At 68.8% G+C, this 13,947-nt stretch carries 21 protein-coding genes; 4 read left to right on the top strand and 17 right to left on the bottom strand.

Going from position 1 to position 13,947, the window contains the following annotated elements; genetic code table 11:
- Positions 1 to 48 precede the first annotated feature (48 nt).
- The 12 genes from OK345_RS01925 to OK345_RS01870 all read right to left on the bottom strand — a co-directional run bounded on the left by OK345_RS01925 (position 49) and on the right by OK345_RS01870 (position 6,792).
- Complete coding sequence (locus tag OK345_RS01925; RefSeq protein ID WP_265126202.1) at positions 49 to 558, bottom strand: GNAT family N-acetyltransferase; 510 nt, start codon at positions 556 to 558, stop codon at positions 49 to 51.
- A gap of 4 nt (positions 559 to 562) precedes the next feature.
- Positions 563 to 1,009 carry a pyrimidine dimer DNA glycosylase/endonuclease V gene (locus OK345_RS01920; RefSeq protein ID WP_265126201.1) on the bottom strand — a complete coding sequence of 149 codons (447 nt, stop codon included), beginning with the start codon at positions 1,007 to 1,009 and terminating at the stop codon, positions 563 to 565.
- Between the two features lie 63 nt (positions 1,010 to 1,072).
- Entirely contained in the window at positions 1,073 to 1,306 is a 234-nt protein-coding gene (locus tag OK345_RS01915) for a hypothetical protein (protein ID WP_265126200.1), read from the bottom strand.
- Between the two features lie 71 nt (positions 1,307 to 1,377).
- The gene (locus OK345_RS01910) at positions 1,378 to 1,965 is read right to left on the bottom strand and encodes a hypothetical protein (protein ID WP_265126199.1); all 588 of its coding nucleotides are present in this window, start codon (positions 1,963 to 1,965) and stop codon (positions 1,378 to 1,380) included.
- A 3-nt stretch (positions 1,966 to 1,968) separates the two neighbouring features.
- On the bottom strand, positions 1,969 to 2,322 hold the full coding sequence (locus OK345_RS01905) for a hypothetical protein (RefSeq protein ID WP_265126198.1): 354 nt from the start codon (positions 2,320 to 2,322) through the stop codon (positions 1,969 to 1,971).
- 71 nt (positions 2,323 to 2,393) lie between these two features.
- Complete coding sequence (locus OK345_RS01900) at positions 2,394 to 3,296, bottom strand: hypothetical protein (protein WP_265126197.1); 903 nt, start codon at positions 3,294 to 3,296, stop codon at positions 2,394 to 2,396.
- 206 nt (positions 3,297 to 3,502) lie between these two features.
- Positions 3,503 to 4,072, bottom strand: coding sequence for a hypothetical protein (locus OK345_RS01895; protein ID WP_265126196.1), 570 nt, complete (start codon positions 4,070 to 4,072; stop codon positions 3,503 to 3,505).
- 67 nt (positions 4,073 to 4,139) lie between these two features.
- Entirely contained in the window at positions 4,140 to 4,523 is a 384-nt protein-coding gene (locus OK345_RS01890; protein ID WP_265126195.1) for a nuclear transport factor 2 family protein, read from the bottom strand.
- A 256-nt stretch (positions 4,524 to 4,779) separates the two neighbouring features.
- Complete coding sequence (locus OK345_RS01885; RefSeq protein ID WP_265126194.1) at positions 4,780 to 5,103, bottom strand: DUF7709 family protein; 324 nt, start codon at positions 5,101 to 5,103, stop codon at positions 4,780 to 4,782.
- Between the two features lie 39 nt (positions 5,104 to 5,142).
- Positions 5,143 to 5,574, bottom strand: coding sequence for an HD domain-containing protein (locus OK345_RS01880; RefSeq protein ID WP_265126193.1), 432 nt, complete (start codon positions 5,572 to 5,574; stop codon positions 5,143 to 5,145).
- 66 nt (positions 5,575 to 5,640) lie between these two features.
- On the bottom strand, positions 5,641 to 6,225 hold the full coding sequence (locus OK345_RS01875) for a mechanosensitive ion channel family protein (RefSeq protein WP_265126192.1): 585 nt from the start codon (positions 6,223 to 6,225) through the stop codon (positions 5,641 to 5,643).
- A gap of 282 nt (positions 6,226 to 6,507) precedes the next feature.
- Positions 6,508 to 6,792 carry a hypothetical protein gene (locus tag OK345_RS01870; RefSeq protein WP_265126191.1) on the bottom strand — a complete coding sequence of 95 codons (285 nt, stop codon included), beginning with the start codon at positions 6,790 to 6,792 and terminating at the stop codon, positions 6,508 to 6,510.
- 152 nt (positions 6,793 to 6,944) lie between these two features.
- On the opposite strand from OK345_RS01870, the gene OK345_RS01865 reads away from it, so the two are divergent.
- Genes OK345_RS01865 through OK345_RS01855 form a run of 3 tightly spaced genes read left to right on the top strand, consistent with a single transcriptional unit; the run spans position 6,945 to position 8,931 of the window.
- The gene (locus OK345_RS01865) at positions 6,945 to 7,523 is read left to right on the top strand and encodes an RNA polymerase sigma factor (RefSeq protein WP_265126190.1); all 579 of its coding nucleotides are present in this window, start codon (positions 6,945 to 6,947) and stop codon (positions 7,521 to 7,523) included.
- A complete protein-coding gene (locus OK345_RS01860) occupies positions 7,520 to 8,026 on the top strand; it encodes a hypothetical protein (RefSeq protein ID WP_265126189.1) in 507 nt (168 codons plus the stop codon). Before OK345_RS01865 ends, OK345_RS01860 begins: the two co-directional genes overlap by 4 nt.
- 11 nt (positions 8,027 to 8,037) lie before the next feature.
- Entirely contained in the window at positions 8,038 to 8,931 is an 894-nt protein-coding gene (locus OK345_RS01855) for a DUF4097 family beta strand repeat-containing protein (RefSeq protein WP_265126188.1), read from the top strand.
- A gap of 43 nt (positions 8,932 to 8,974) precedes the next feature.
- Here the strand turns inward: OK345_RS01855 and OK345_RS01850 are convergent, their stop codons facing one another.
- The 4 genes from OK345_RS01850 to OK345_RS01835 form a co-directional block, all read right to left on the bottom strand.
- Positions 8,975 to 9,181, bottom strand: a complete 207-nt coding sequence (locus OK345_RS01850; RefSeq protein ID WP_265126187.1) for a hypothetical protein — start codon at positions 9,179 to 9,181, stop codon at positions 8,975 to 8,977.
- A gap of 9 nt (positions 9,182 to 9,190) precedes the next feature.
- Positions 9,191 to 9,538, bottom strand: coding sequence for a YkgJ family cysteine cluster protein (locus OK345_RS01845; protein ID WP_265126186.1), 348 nt, complete (start codon positions 9,536 to 9,538; stop codon positions 9,191 to 9,193).
- 316 nt (positions 9,539 to 9,854) lie between these two features.
- Positions 9,855 to 11,219: an Hsp70 family protein gene (locus tag OK345_RS01840; RefSeq protein WP_265126185.1), complete on the bottom strand. Its 1,365-nt coding sequence runs from the start codon at positions 11,217 to 11,219 to the stop codon at positions 9,855 to 9,857.
- A gap of 93 nt (positions 11,220 to 11,312) precedes the next feature.
- Positions 11,313 to 12,104, bottom strand: a complete 792-nt coding sequence (locus OK345_RS01835) for a hypothetical protein (RefSeq protein ID WP_265126184.1) — start codon at positions 12,102 to 12,104, stop codon at positions 11,313 to 11,315.
- A gap of 109 nt (positions 12,105 to 12,213) precedes the next feature.
- Between OK345_RS01835 and OK345_RS01830 the strand changes: the two genes are divergently transcribed.
- Complete coding sequence (locus OK345_RS01830) at positions 12,214 to 12,552, top strand: zinc ribbon domain-containing protein YjdM (RefSeq protein WP_265126183.1); 339 nt, start codon at positions 12,214 to 12,216, stop codon at positions 12,550 to 12,552.
- 28 nt (positions 12,553 to 12,580) lie between these two features.
- On the opposite strand, the gene OK345_RS01825 is transcribed toward OK345_RS01830, so the two are convergent.
- Complete coding sequence (locus tag OK345_RS01825) at positions 12,581 to 13,660, bottom strand: tetratricopeptide repeat protein (RefSeq protein ID WP_265126182.1); 1,080 nt, start codon at positions 13,658 to 13,660, stop codon at positions 12,581 to 12,583.
- Positions 13,661 to 13,947 lie beyond the last annotated feature (287 nt).

The raw sequence follows: 13,947 nt of genomic DNA, 5'->3' as shown, positions 1-13,947 counted from the left end.
AGCTTGCCCGGTTCCGGCGGGTGTCCCCGTCGCCGCCCGGCGGAGCGGTCAGCCGGGCGGCGCGGGAGTGTGCCCGAGCGCGACGCTCCTGGACATGCGGGCGTTCTGCAGCTGCACGCCGCGGATCGTGACCTGCTGGCGCGTCTCGACGGAAAAGCCGTGGCGCAGGAAGAATGCCTCCGCGGCAAGGCTGACGTCGGCATGCAGGCGGCCGATGCGCCGCGATTCGGCCACGGCGAGCAGGTGCCGCATCAGTGCAGCGCCGACGCCGCGGCCGGCGCAGGCACCGCCGACGAAGAAGTGGTCGATGTAGCCGGAGGGCTGGAGATCGGCGTACCCGGCGATGCGGCCATCGACGACCGCCACGAACGGAGCGTTCGCGGCGATCCGGCGCCGCCATGCGTGCTCGTCGCGATTGTCCGGCGCCCAGGCCGCGAGTTGCCCGGCGCTGTAATGGCGATGCGCCAGCTGGTGGATGGAGGAATGGAATATCTCCCAGAGGGCGGTTTCCTCGCCCTCCTCGTAGCGGCGGATGCGGAGATTCGTCGTGACGGCCATGGGTTCACTGCGGCGATGATGGCGAAGCGCGTTCCCATGATGCCACCGGACCGGGGCGAGGTTGGAAAAGCGGGTGGCATGCCGGATCGGCGACGTCCCGGCTTTGCCCGAACAAGGCCGGGCTGCGGTGCTCCAGCTTGGCGAGCAGGTGCCGCCATTCGAAATCGATCTGACCTTGTTCGACGGCAATGGAGGATACCGCCCGGACCGGCCCGATCTTGCCGCGGTCGAAGTGGTAGCCGCGGTCCAGCGCCTCGGCGTGGACTACCGCCAGGTAGGCGTTGATCGCCAGGCGCGGACTGGGATGCGCACGGAAGCGTTGCAGTTGCGGGTGGTGCCGGTAGCCGCGGGTCTGGCCGCGCAGCACCGCGCGCGCCAGCAGCGCCTCGCGCCACAGGGCGACCAGCCCCTGCGGGTCCAGGTATCGGGGATGCAGCGACCACAATCGCATTCGGTGTTGCCTGTCGTTCGCGGGCCGGCCGCACGGTTGCGGTGGCCGGGATGGTGGGGGGCGTCAGGACGACGTGGCGCGATAGAACCCGTAGGCGCCCACCGCGACCATGGCCCAGAACAGCAGGCCGGCCACGGCGCAGGCGGTATCGCTGGGCTCGTGCCTGGGCCGGCCGATGCGGAGCAGGACGTGGCCGGTCCCCTGGATGATGAACTCGAAGAATATCTCGACGAAGAGGCGGCCCAGGAAACGGAAAAGGCCGCCGAGTGCGTCGCCTGCGATGTCGCCGATCGGCATGGGGTCACCCGCGCAAGGTCGAAGGAGGAAAGTTCGGCTGCAACCGGAGGGCAGCCGTCGATGGAGGATCTTCAGGGGGCTGGCGCATCCGGCGGCCATATCTCGTCCACAAGATCGCCTATTTCCCGGGGTTCGTCATGCCCTTCCATTGCCTTGCGCCATTCCGCGGGATCCGGAAAGCCGCGGGTGGGAGCGGCCTCCCACAGCGTCGCATTGAGCGCGAAAACGACCACGCCATTGCGTGCCTCGAACGGCGGCACGCCGCGGATGGCCGACAGCAACCGAGCCGCGGTCGGCGCGGGCAATGCGGGTCTGAAATCCAGCCAGGCCATCGACCGCCCGTCCGGCCGCACGGCGAGGACGAGATGGCCGCTTGCCGGGCTGGGAGGCTCGGCGGCAAGCGCGCCTTCCGCCGCTTCCTGTACCGCCTTGATATAGCCGGAAACCGCTTCTGCCGATGGTGCGCGCTGCTGCAGCACGAAGTCCGGCTGCAGCAGCATGATTCCATGCACGCGATAAGGCTCCACGGCGGCGGCGGAGGGCGGAACCACCGCGGCGAAAAGCAGGAGCAGGCATCTGCGCACGGTACTCGAGACCCGGAACGAGGCGCCGCGGAACGCTGACGGCCGGGGCGGCGTATCGGGTGGTTGCCAGGGCATGGTTCAGCTCTCCCAGGTGAAATGGCCGCCGAGCCGGAGTCCGCCGGTTTCCAGTGTCGCCCGGGCGCCGACCACGATCAGGGTGAAGGACGGCGGCAGCGACTCATCCCCGGGGTTGCGGAAGTCCAGCCTGAGCGATTCCCCGAAGCGGTAGTCGCTCAACATGTAGCTGTGCACCGGCAAGGTGCGAGGCCCGGTCCCGGTCGAGACCTCGATCGTGCCGTTGAATGTCGGCTGGAAATCGCGGCCGACGAACTGGACGTCCAGAGACTCGCCGGAGTAACCGAAAGAAGAGGTTGCATGGGCGCCGGGCACCACGCAAAGGAACAGTGCGGCGGCAAGCAGGAAAATGCGCATGCTTCGATCCTTGGTCCGGGGGGGGGGCGTCCGCGCAGGCGGTCCGGATGCCGGCATGGTCCGGCCATGCATTACGGATTCACTATCCGGATCCAGCTCGCGGCATCGTCGCTGCAGGCGATGTCCCGTGGACCAACCGACCAAATGCGCCCGTCGGCGCAGTCCAGGTAGGCCGTGTCAATGCTGATCCCTGGGTCCACCTTCTCTACCAGGTCGCCTGTGGCCCTGAACAGGCCCTCATGGCTCGACAGGTAAAGCGCGCCCTTGAAAGAGGCGATTCCCATGAAGTCACTTTGGGTGACGTCCTGTGCGATGGCCTCCCATGCGTCGCCACGACCGCGGATGATGGTTCCAGCCATTCCACAGGCGTACACCAGGCCGTCTTCCGCGCACAGGATGCAATTGAGGGCGACATTGCCCGGGCTCTGCTTCCGGATCCAGGCGCCGCCGTCGAAGTGCCAGACCTCTCCCGCGTATCCCGCGCAATAAATGTCGTCTTCGGAGAATCCATCGATGGCGTTGAAGCCCGTTGCACGGGTGCGTTTCTCCTTTTCCAGGAAAACGCCGTCGTCGATCCGGAGCCATGCGCCGTCCCCGGTTCTCTTGTAAACATGCCTGCCCATGCCTGCTGCATAGATCCCATCGCCAATGAGGCGTGTGGCTCTCAACGTCAGCAGGTCGCTGGGCCCCTCGTCGGAGGTGTCCACATGTTCTTCGGACATGCCGGGAAGGTTCAGGATGAATATCCGTCCATCGGTGCCCATGTTGAAGATCCTTCTTCCATCGTCAAGAACCATCGAGCCCCGTGTGGCGCCTTCGAGGGTCTTTTTCCCCCAGGATCCACCGGCATATCGAAAGACGATCGAATGATCGATGCCTTGGTCCGCAAGCTCGTCGTCCACGGCGGTTATTACGACGTAATCCTTCTTGAATGCGCTTATCCCGGTGAAACTCCTGGCACGCTGCTCATACATCGTGTTGCTCCCCTGCTGCAAGTGGCTGCATATCGTCGTCCACACGGGTTCGTTTCAACATGTCGGCTCTTGGCTCCGCTTTTTCGCGGGCTTCGATCGCCGTGCCGCAGTCAACGACCGATGCGGCGGGGCCCCGCGGCATGCCGGGAAGATCGATCCGCTCATCGTTCCGGCGACTGGACGGTGGCGATACCGGTCGGGTGCGGTCATTGGTCGGCGTCGGCACCCGGGCTGCCCTGCGTCCCGGCCGTCCAGCGGAAGGTCGATACGATCCGTTCCGCGAGTTCCTCGTCGAAGCCCGCAAAGGGCCAGAAATCCACGGTCATGACGGCCTGGTCCATGAACAGCTGGCTCATGTGCAGTTCGCCGTTCTGGACGAACCTGGCCTCCATCTTCACGGCCGGGGCGCCATTGACCGTGGTGGACTGCCAGAGGATCCGGCTGAGCTCGGTGTCCACGGCAACGTCGCCGCGTTCGATCTCTTCCAGCCCGGGCGCCATCATCCGCGGCCCCATCTGCTCCATGATCCGCTGCAGGGACAGGCCGGGGTGGATCTCGAGGACGATGCCATGCTGGCGGGTGATCCGCTTCATGGCGATGCGGATGATTTTCCCGTCGCGCTCGTTGCCCGGCCTCGTGACGTCGGCTTCGTACGGCTCGGGATACCGGATCTCGTACCCGTACGTGTCGTTGCCGTAGGTGTGCCATTCATCGACGGGCAGCGCCGTCGCGCTGGCGGCGACCATCATCAGGCCCATCACCATCAAGCTCTTCATCTGTCTCCACCTCGCATGGCGTCAGGACAAGCGGCGCAGGTTCGGGCGAACCGTGGGGGGCAGGGTTTCAGCTGCGGTCGACGATCCTGGCGATCCGCCCGTCGTCGAACGTGAACTCCGAGGTTCCCTGCAGCTCGAGGACGGTTCCGGCCGCGGGGCCGCCGGGGACATCGGCGGCCAGTACGCCGCGGAAGGCGATGTCGGCGATGGCCGAGTCCTGGCCGATCCGCAGCGCGGCAACGCGCTGCTCGCGTTCGGAGAACAACGTCTTCGACTGCTGCGCCAGCTGCCTGAATTCGTCGATGCCGGTCGTGGCGGTCGCAGGCTGGTCGCCCGAATGGTTCTCGAAGCGGATGTCCGGGGACAGGAGCACCAGCATGCCGTCGATGTCGAAGGCGTTGTAGGCGGCGATGTAGCGGTCGACGAGTTTCTTTGCGCCTGCACTGTCCATGATTGCTCCTTGTGCGTCGGAAGTCGGGGCCGCGCGATGCCGGGCGTCGCCGGCCTGGATGGAATGCAGGGTCCCGGGGCATCGCATCGCTTCCCTCCCGCTGCGAAGACCGGAGCCGCGAGGGGCGGAAGCTTCGGGGGTCCATGCCCAGTATGCTGGAAAGTCGCGAAGCCTGATGCCCGCGGATCCATGCCCAGGGCCGGATTGTCGTGTGTTCATCGGCGAGCCGGATGGCGGCATCGACCCGGAGGAAGCGTCAGCGGCGGTTGGCCAGGTATTGCTTCGCATACCTGCCGACCAGCTCGCGACCAGGATTGGAGCCGCCGATCCACTCGTCGGGCGCGAACAGTTCGAACAGCCCGACCTTCATCAGGGTGGGGACCGCCAGTTCCAGTTCCCGTTCGACCTGGCCGCGCTCGCCTGCGTTGTAGAGGGCGATGTTGTGCAGCATGGCGGCGACCGTTCCGGTCTGGACCCGGCTGCCATCCTTGAGCTGGACCGTCGGCAGGGTCTCTCCGTCGGAAACGATCTTGTGGTTGATGGAGGCCAGTCGATCGGTGTTTTCAACGCTCTTGTCCATGGGGTCCTCTTGGGCGTGGATGATCGGCCTCGGTGAAAGTCAGGCCGCGTCGGGTGCCAGCAGCAGGGCGCGCACCTGTTCGTATTCGCGCAGGCGGGCGAAGTCCTTTTCGGTCGGGTTCGCGATCCGGCCCAGGTCCATGTTCTCCGCGTTGTCGGCCAGCTTCACGATGCGGGCGACGGGATCGGCGGCGGCGCGGACCGCTGCCTGCATCCGGGATTCCCCCGGATGCTTCGTCAGGGCGGCGATGGCGGAAAGAACCGGCTGAGGGAAGCCTTCGTCGGCCAACTGCCCGATCGTGACCGGGGTGTCCTCGACCACGTCGTGAAGCACGGCAGCGATCCGTTCGTGCTCCGTCGAGACGCGGAGCATCACCCGCAGCGGATGCAGGATGTAGGGCTGGCCGGCCTTGTCCACCTGCCCGGCGTGGGCGGCGGCCGCGATCTCGATGGCGCGTTCCAGGGTGGACATGGTGGAGTGCCTGTATTGCGTGGAGCGGGGGCGCCCGGAAGCGGCGCCGGATGGAGGGGCTGGGTCTCAGCCGTCTCCCTGGATGATCTCGGCCGAACCGGCATGCGTCGGTCGCCAGCGTCGGGTCGGGCGCTGGAAGAACAGGCTGTTGGGTATCTGCATCAGCGTGCCTTCCACCGGGCCGCCGACTTCCTGCAGGGTGGTGTAGATCAGGTTGATGTCGATGACGCGGCCCTTGAGGCCGGGCTTTTCGCCATTCTCCAGCAGTTCCACCTGGTCGCCGATGCGGAACGGGCGGGTGGTGAAGATCAGCAGCGTGCAGAAGATGTTGGAAAGCACGCTCCATGCGGCGAAGAACGCCACCGCGCCGACGGCGGCGAAGCCGGTGAATGCCGTCCACAGCACCGTGGCCGAGACGCCCAGCCGGTCCAGGATCATCACCAGGGCCGTGCTCCAGATGACGAAGTTCGACAGGCGCCGTGCCGCGACCTCGAGCTGCAGGGGCAGGGTGTAATGGGTACCCAGGCGCGCCAGCAGCCGCCGTGCCAGCAGTCGCAGCAGCCATGCGGCGACGAGTATCAGGAGGATGCTCAACCCGCCCTGGAAAACCTCGATCCATTCATGCATCCAGACCGGCAGGTGTTGCTTCATCACGGACTATCTCCTTGCGATGCCGCGATTCGCAGGTGGGCGGCGACGGCAACGGTACCGGCATTGACGAGGGGTTTTCAACGCGCCGCAGCGCGTATCGCATGGCCAACGGCAATGGCGGCGGCGATATGCCCCGGGGCGGACGCTGCCGATACCTGCGGTGCCTGCGGGAGGCATCGCAATGGCGGTGCGCGGAGGCGTGCTGCAAGTGGACCGCTGCAACAGGATGGGGATCGCGGGCAGGGTGCCCTTCTTCCGTCGGGGGCGTTCGGTCGCCCGGTCTCAGGTGGGGCGGTCATCCGCGGCCGTGGTCGCAGCCCCGCGCGCCAGGACGAGGGGCGGAGCGGCCGGTGGCGTTTGCCGGCCGCGTATCACCGGCAGCGGCATGGGCAACCCCGACAGCAGTCGCGGCAGTCCGGACAGGCAGTACGCGTCCCCCGCCTCGGCTTGCCGCAGGCACAGGTCGGCATGGTCCCTGCCCAGGTGCAGTTGCAGCGACCACCCGTCCCATTGCCACGGCAGGCAGGAGGCCAGGCACAGGAGCAGGGTGGCGACGGTGGGGGGCATGGAATCTCCGGTGGGACGGCAGGCCGCAACGCGGCGCTCATCGATTGGATGCGGGGCAGGACGGCAAAGGTTTAAAACGCCGTTTCAAGTCGCCGGCGGTCGCGGCGGAGCGTGCGTTTAAACCTTTTGCGGGTCGTCCGCATCCAACGGATATGCTCGACGCCACCGTGACCGCCTCCGCAGCCAATCCGCCGATCGTGGACGACGTGGCGCTCGTCCGTGCCGCCGCCGCGGGCGACGTACAGGCATACGAGCGCATCTACCGGCGGCATTCGCCCCGGCTGTACGCGATGCTGTGGCGGCTGTGCGGCGGCAATGCCGCGCGTGCCGAGGATGCGCTGCAGGACACCTTCATCCAGGCCTGGCGCAGCTTGCCCACGTTCCGTTTCGAAAGCGCGCTGGGGACCTGGCTGCACCGCATGGCGGTGAACGCCGCGCTGATGGAGTTGCGCGCCAATGCGGCCTTCGAAGCGGCCGATGCCGGCGAACGCGGGCTGCAGGAACTGGCCGACACCCCGGCTGCGGCGAGATGCCATGCCAGCGGGCTGGACCTGGAAAAAGCGCTGGAGACCCTGCCGCCGCGCGCACGGGCGGTGCTGGTGCTGCACGACATCGAGGGCTGGAAACACCATGAAATCGCCGAACAGCTGGGCATGGCGGTCGGCAGCTCCAAGGCGCAGCTGCATCGCGCCCGCGGCCTGCTGCGGACACGCCTGGGAGAACCGCAATGAACGATCACGATGACGACGAACTGCTGCGGCGGCTGCGCGCGCTGCCGGGCGAGCGCCTGCCGCCGGCAAGGGTATGGGCGGGCATCGCCGAGGGCATCGCCGCGCAACCGGGCCGGGCTTCCGCGCCAACGCCCGTCCGGCAGCGGTCGCGGCGGTGGCCGCTGCTGGCGGGACTGGCCACCGCTGCATCGCTGGTGTTGGTGCTGGTCGCACGGCCGCCATCGCTGCCGCCGGAGGCCATGATGCAGGGGTCTTTGCTGCAGCAGGCCGATGCGATGGCCGGGGAGTACCGGCAGGCGCTCGCTGCGTTGCCGGCCGGGCAGATGCCTGCCGAACTGGTGCCGGCGCTGGGCGAGCTGGACCGCAGCGCCGGCGCGATCCATGCGGCCATCGGCCAGAGCCCGGAGGCGGGATTCCTGTTGCGCCAGCTGCAGCGCACCTATGCGCTGCGTCTCGAACTTACCCGGCAGGGGCTGTTGCAAGCCGCCGGTCTTCAATCCTGAAGGAGCACGCCATGCACAGATCCATTCGCTTCCTTGCCGCTGCCGTCGTGCTGTTGGCACCCTTGGCCGCGGCCAACGCGCAGACCGCAGTGAACGAACGCCATCCGCTGGCCAGCGGGGGGCGGGTCGAGATCGGCAACGTCGCCGGCCAGGTCAATATCCGCGGTTGGGACCGCGACGAGGTGCAGCTGACCGGCTCGCTGGGCGAGGGCCAGACGCTGGAGGTGCAGAGCAGCTCCAACCGGGTGCAGCTGAAGGTGGTCTACCCGCGCAACAACCGCAACAGCCGCGGTGCGCAGCTGGAACTGCGGGTGCCGCGCGCGGCGGAGCTGCAGGCCAGCACGGTCAGCGCCGGGATCGACATCGCCGACGTCGACCTGCGGCGGCTGCAGGCGCAGACGGTCAGCGGCGATCTCGTCGTCGCCGGGCGTACGGGCGAAGGAGTGCTGGGCACGGTCAGTGGATCGATCCGCTCGCAGTTGCGGACCCGCCGGCTGGAGGCGCGTACGGTCAGCGGCGGCATCGATGCTTCCGGCGACACCGGCGGCGACGTGTCCGCCGAGACCGTGTCCGGAGCGGTGAAACTGGCGCTTTCCCGGGTACAGCGGCTCGATGTCGAATCGGTGTCCGGCGACCTGGGCATCCGCAGCGGCGGACTCGCACCGGGTGGGCGCATCAGCGTGCAGACGGTCAGTGCGCCGGTGGAGCTGAGCCTGCCGGCCGATACCTCGGCACAGTTGCGGGTGAACAGCTTCAGCGGCCGCATCCAGTCCGATGCCGGCGAGGTGGTGCGTCCGCGCTACGGGCCCGGCAGCCGGCTGGATACCCGCATCGGCGCGGGCGACGGCGACATCTCCATCAGCTCGCATGCCGGCAACGTGCGGGTGCGGCTGGGCAACCGCTGAGGCGTGCCGCGATGGCGGCACGCCCGTGCGGTGCGGTGGATCGTTACTCGGCGGCCGCGTCGGCGGCCTTGGCCTCGGCGATCTTCTTCAGGGTGTTGGTGTTGCCCAGTACCTCGATCTTGCCACCGGCCTTGCGGAACGCGGCCAGGTCGGCGGCGATGCGCTCGTGGCTCAATGCCGACTGGGCCTGCTTGCGGTCGGTACGGTTGACGCGCGGCTGGTTGGCGGTCTTCAGGGGCGAACGGGACATGAAAGCTCCTTAGCGGTACAGGGTGAGGGGAATGCCGCGGCGCATCTGGTCCTGGTAGGTGTGGCGGACCTCGCGGCAATAGGGGGCGCCCATGACGAAGCGGCGGCAGATGGCGGGACGTTGTTCGTAGATCGAGCAGCACAGGCGCTGGCTGTCGACGGCCACGCACCAGCCGTCCTCGTCGCGCGCCATCACGTGCAGGCCGGCGTCGGTGTACTCGGTCAGGTGCTCGGGGACGCGGTCCTCGGGCATCAGCAGCACCGTCAGGCGGCAGCACACCGCATCGCAATTGCTGCAACTGACGGCGGGCTGGCGCTTGGCGGCGGGTGCGGCAGCGGCAGCCTGGGGAATCCCCATGCGTCGGCCTCCAGGTTGATGGCATGCGACCGGCGCAGGAAGCTGCGGGAGTGGTCGGGGCCGGAACGGCGGGCGAGGAGCCGCGCCCATGCGGGCATGCGGTTCCCCTCGGCGGATAGGACGGGATCGGGGCCGTTACGCGCGCGGATCGGCGCGGCGGGTCGGGCTGTCGGGAGGAACGCACGGGTGGCGCGGGCGCCGGTGCGTCATGAGGCGAACGGCACCATGCTACGCGGGTTCGCGTCGGCAAGCGTTAATCCCCGGCCAATGCCGGCGGAACCCACCGTTCCGTGGCGCCGCGCCACGGCGGCGGGAATCAGGCCCGCGCCTGCGCGGCGGCCAGCGCCAGGCCCTGCACCACGCCGAAGGAGGGATCGCCATGCACCAGCCGCGATCCGGGAAAGGCCGAGGCCACCGCCGCCTGCAGGTAGCCGGCGCGCGACATGCCGCCGGTCAGGAACACCGCGGCCGGGTCGTGGCCGATGTCGGCCCGTACCTGCGCCAGCAGTCCGGTCAGTTCGCGCAGGTAGCCGGCGGCTGCGTCGGCCAGCTGCGGTGCGGTCACGTCCGCGCGCAGGCCGGGTTCGATGAAGTCCAGCGCGCTCGAATGCGCTGGGTCGTCGCTGAGGGCGATCTTGCAGCGCTCTACCGCCCGGTACAGGCGCGCGGTGTTGCCGGTGTCCTGCAGCGCCCGCAGGCGGCGGTCGAACGGCGCCGGGGCGTCGTCGTAGCGGTGCTGGCGGAAATCGCGCTGGCGGGTCATGTCCTGCACCATCGCCGCTTCCACGTAGTGGTGCGCGGGCACGCGGGTGCTGCCGCGGCCGAACAGCGGCATGTAGCCGGCCAGGCTCAGCGCCAGGTCGATGTCGGTGCCGCCGCGGGCGACGCCCCAGGCGCGATGGATGCGCGGCGCGCCGTCGCCGCCGACGCTGGCATGGGCGATGTCGGTGGTGCCGCCGCCGATGTCCACGATCACCGCTTCGTGCGCTTGTCCGCTGCCGGCGTGGTAGTGCATCGCCGCGGCGGCGGGTTCCTCCAGGAAGTCGATGCTGTCGAAGCCGGCCGCCAGCGCGGCGGTGTGCAGTATCTCCAGCGCCTGCGCGTTGCCGGCCTCGCCGATGGAGCTGCGGAACTGCACCGGCCGCCCCAGCGTGGCGCTGCGGACCGGCGTTTCCAGCTGGCGCGAGGCGGTAAGGCGGATGTGTTCGAGGATGTGGGTGGCGATGCCGGTGATGGTCTGGCGCGCGCGCGGATGCAGGTTGTAGCCGAGCATCGACTTCGGGCTCTGCACCAGGTTGCCTTCGTTCTCCTCGAAATAGGCTTCCAGCGCTTCGTCGCCGTACACCGCGTTCTGCAGCAGCGTGGTGGAACTGCGCGGCTCGCGCATGCGTTCCTCCATCCATTGCCGGCGTACGACCCGGATGGCGTCGCGGCGCAGTTGCTCGGGCGTGCGTTCCTGGCCGGCGGCGCGGGCGTCGCGCCGGCCGGATTCGACCAGTTCCGCGACCTGGTGCTCCAGCGCCGGGGTCAGTTCGAAGTCGTTGGGATCGCGCATCACCTCGGGGAAATACACCGTGGTGCGGAACTGCAGGGCGTCGCCGAAGCGGACAGGCACCACCGATCCGTCGATGACCGCCGCGGCGGCGGAGTTGCTGGTGCCGAAGTCGATGCCAAGGCGCATGGGCGAGAGGGGGTAGGCGGGAGGGCGCGCACTGTGCGCCAGCCGCCGCGGTATCGCAAGCGATGATGCCGGTGGCGGCGTCCGGCCCGCGGCTCAGCGGACGACCGGATAGACCGCGGTGATCGAGCAGCGGGCGGTGATGACCTCGGCGACCTGGTCGCCGGCGGCGAGTACGGCAAGCATGCTGCCGTCCACGTCCAGGTGCGGGACTTCGGCCACGAAGGCGTCGCGAAGGGCGTAGATGGCATCGCCGGCATTGCCGCAGACCACGCCCAGGCCCATGCCGGAGCGGAAGCCCACCCTGGCGTCGCCGCTGAGCATCGGGCAGCTGCCCAGCGTTTCCACCACGTAGAAACGGTTGCCGGCATTGCGGCGTGGCGACGCTTCCACCTGCAGGCCGGCAGGAGTCTCGGTCCAGCCGCGCATCTGCCGCGGGTCCATGCAGTAGTCCGGCGTGCCGACGAAGCCGCGGGCGAAACGCCGGCTGCGGTCGACGCCGGCCCTGGCTGTGACCTGCACCGTTTCCATCGTGCGCACCTCGCGGTCCGAACGCCGTGCCGCGAGCGCGTAATCGCGGGCGCCGATGGTTTCCACAGTGGCCACCGGGCAGCGGACCCCGGCGCCGACCACGGCCTCTTGCGGGCCGCCGCAGACCCAGCCGCCGGGCGCGCGCAGCTGCAGCGCGTCGGCTTGCGCCAGTAGCGCCGGGCAGCTGCCGGCCAAGGCCAGGCGGTAGTGCCGGTCGCCGCTGGCCACCACCAGGGTGCTGTCGTCGGGCTGGTACGCGCTGCTGACCTGGCGGGCATCCAGGCAGTGCGCGGCCGGCGGCAGGCGCGGTTCGTCGGTGGCGGCAAGGCTCAGGGCGAGCAGCAGCGGGGCGATCATGTCCCGGACTCCGTTTCAGGGCGAGGTGGCCAGTCTATCCCGGTGGTGCCGGACGGGGCGATCGCGGCGGGCGGCTACAATATCGCCTTTGCGATTTACGGAGACGAGCATGTCCAACGCACCCGCCTGCCCGCAGTGCACCCTGGAAAACACCTATGTCGACGGTGCGCTGTGGATCTGCGCCGACTGCGGCTACGAATGGGCCGCCGGCGACGCGGACGGCGCCGAGGCGCTGGTGGTGCGCGACAGCAACGGCAACGTGCTGGCGGCCGGCGACACGGTCACCGTCATCAAGGACCTGAAGGTCAAGGGATCGTCGATCCCGCTCAAGCAGGGCACGGTGATCCGCAACATCCGCCTGGTCGAGGACGATGCCGAGCACATCGAGGGCAACTCCGACAAGATCAAGGGCCTGGTGCTGAAGACCTGCTTCCTGCGCAAGGCCTGATCCGGTTCCGGCGCGGCGCGCGGCATGCTCAGTGCTGCGCGGTGCGCCGGCTCCAGCGGCGCAGGCTCTCGAGCTTGTCCTGGTAGCGGGCGCGGATCTCGTCGTTGTCGCCCAGCCGCTGGGCATATTCCAGCTCGCGTTCCGCCCTGCGGTTGTCGCCGTTGAGGAAGTGGGCGCGCGCCAGCCCGAAGTGGAACTGGTGGGCGTTGCCGTGCAGGTCGACCGCGCGCCGGTAATGGCGCACCGCGGCGGCGTAGTCGCTGCGGCGTTCGGCCTCCACGCCGAGCCTGAACTGGTAGAACGGATCGCGCCGCTGCGCCCGTTCCAGCCGCGAGGCCAGCTGCGCCGCGCGCCGGGTCTCGCCCAGGCGCTGGTACAGCGTGGTGGCGTTGGACAGCGCCGGCGCATGCCGCGGGTCGATCGACAGCGCCGTCTCGTAATCGCGCATCGCGGCGGCCGGCTCGCCCAGCCGCGCGTGCAGCACGCCCAGGTTGTTCCAGGTGGGGGCGAAGCGCGACGACATCTCCAGCGCCATGTCGTAGTGGCTGCGGGCACCGGCCAGGTCGCCTTCGGCCATCAGCTCGGCGCCGCGGTTGTTGTAGTAGTGGGCCAGCGCGCGCTTGTCGGTGATCACGCGCGGGCCGCGGCGGTCGTAGAGCACGTTCCGGTCCAGGTCCACGGTGCCCTCGCGGCCGTCGATCCGCAACCCGACGTTGACGTGTCCGGAGTTGTAGATCACGCCCTGGTCCTGGTACCAGGTCACCACCTGGCGGACTTCCTGCACGCGGGCGTCGAGCCCGGCTTCGCGCGCCAGGGCCACGAACAGCAGGGTGAACGACAGGCAGTTGGCGCGACGCGACGCGTAGGTCTCGGCCACGGTCTGGGTGGCGGCGGTCTCGTACTGCAGGCCCAGGCCGTCGGGCAGCAGCACCATCTCCACCAGCCGGGTCAGGCGTTGCTCCTGCGAATGCGCCGGGCGGATGACCCGTTCCTGCAGCATCGTCCGCAGCTCCGGGGGAATCTGCATGACCTGTTCCGGCGTGGGCACCGAAGGCGCCGGGGCCAGCGTGGTGGCGGCGAGCAGGGCGATTGCGTTCCAGCCGATCATGGCGGTCACCTCTCGGGTGCGGAGTGCCGGACTGCGACGCCGCCAGTGTATGCCCGCGCCGCGTCGTTTGGGGTGCCAGTCGCGTATTCATCCATGGCCGGCCGGTAGGCGGCGATTCCATCCACAGGCGGTGTGGACCAGCGTCGGGCAAACATGTGGATAACCATCGGCGGCCCCCGGCCTGCAAGGCGCCCGGGCGTCGCGGCGAAAAAATGACCATTGCTGACGCCGGCGGCGGCTCACGCCGGTTTTACCCGGCGCTGCGCAGCATCGCAGGAACCGGCCGG

The sequence above is a fragment of the Xanthomonas chitinilytica genome, assembly GCF_026107455.2.
Classification (GTDB): Bacteria; Pseudomonadota; Gammaproteobacteria; order Xanthomonadales; family Xanthomonadaceae; genus Stenotrophomonas; species Stenotrophomonas chitinilytica.
This window is presented reverse-complemented; position numbering and strand designations above follow the sequence as displayed.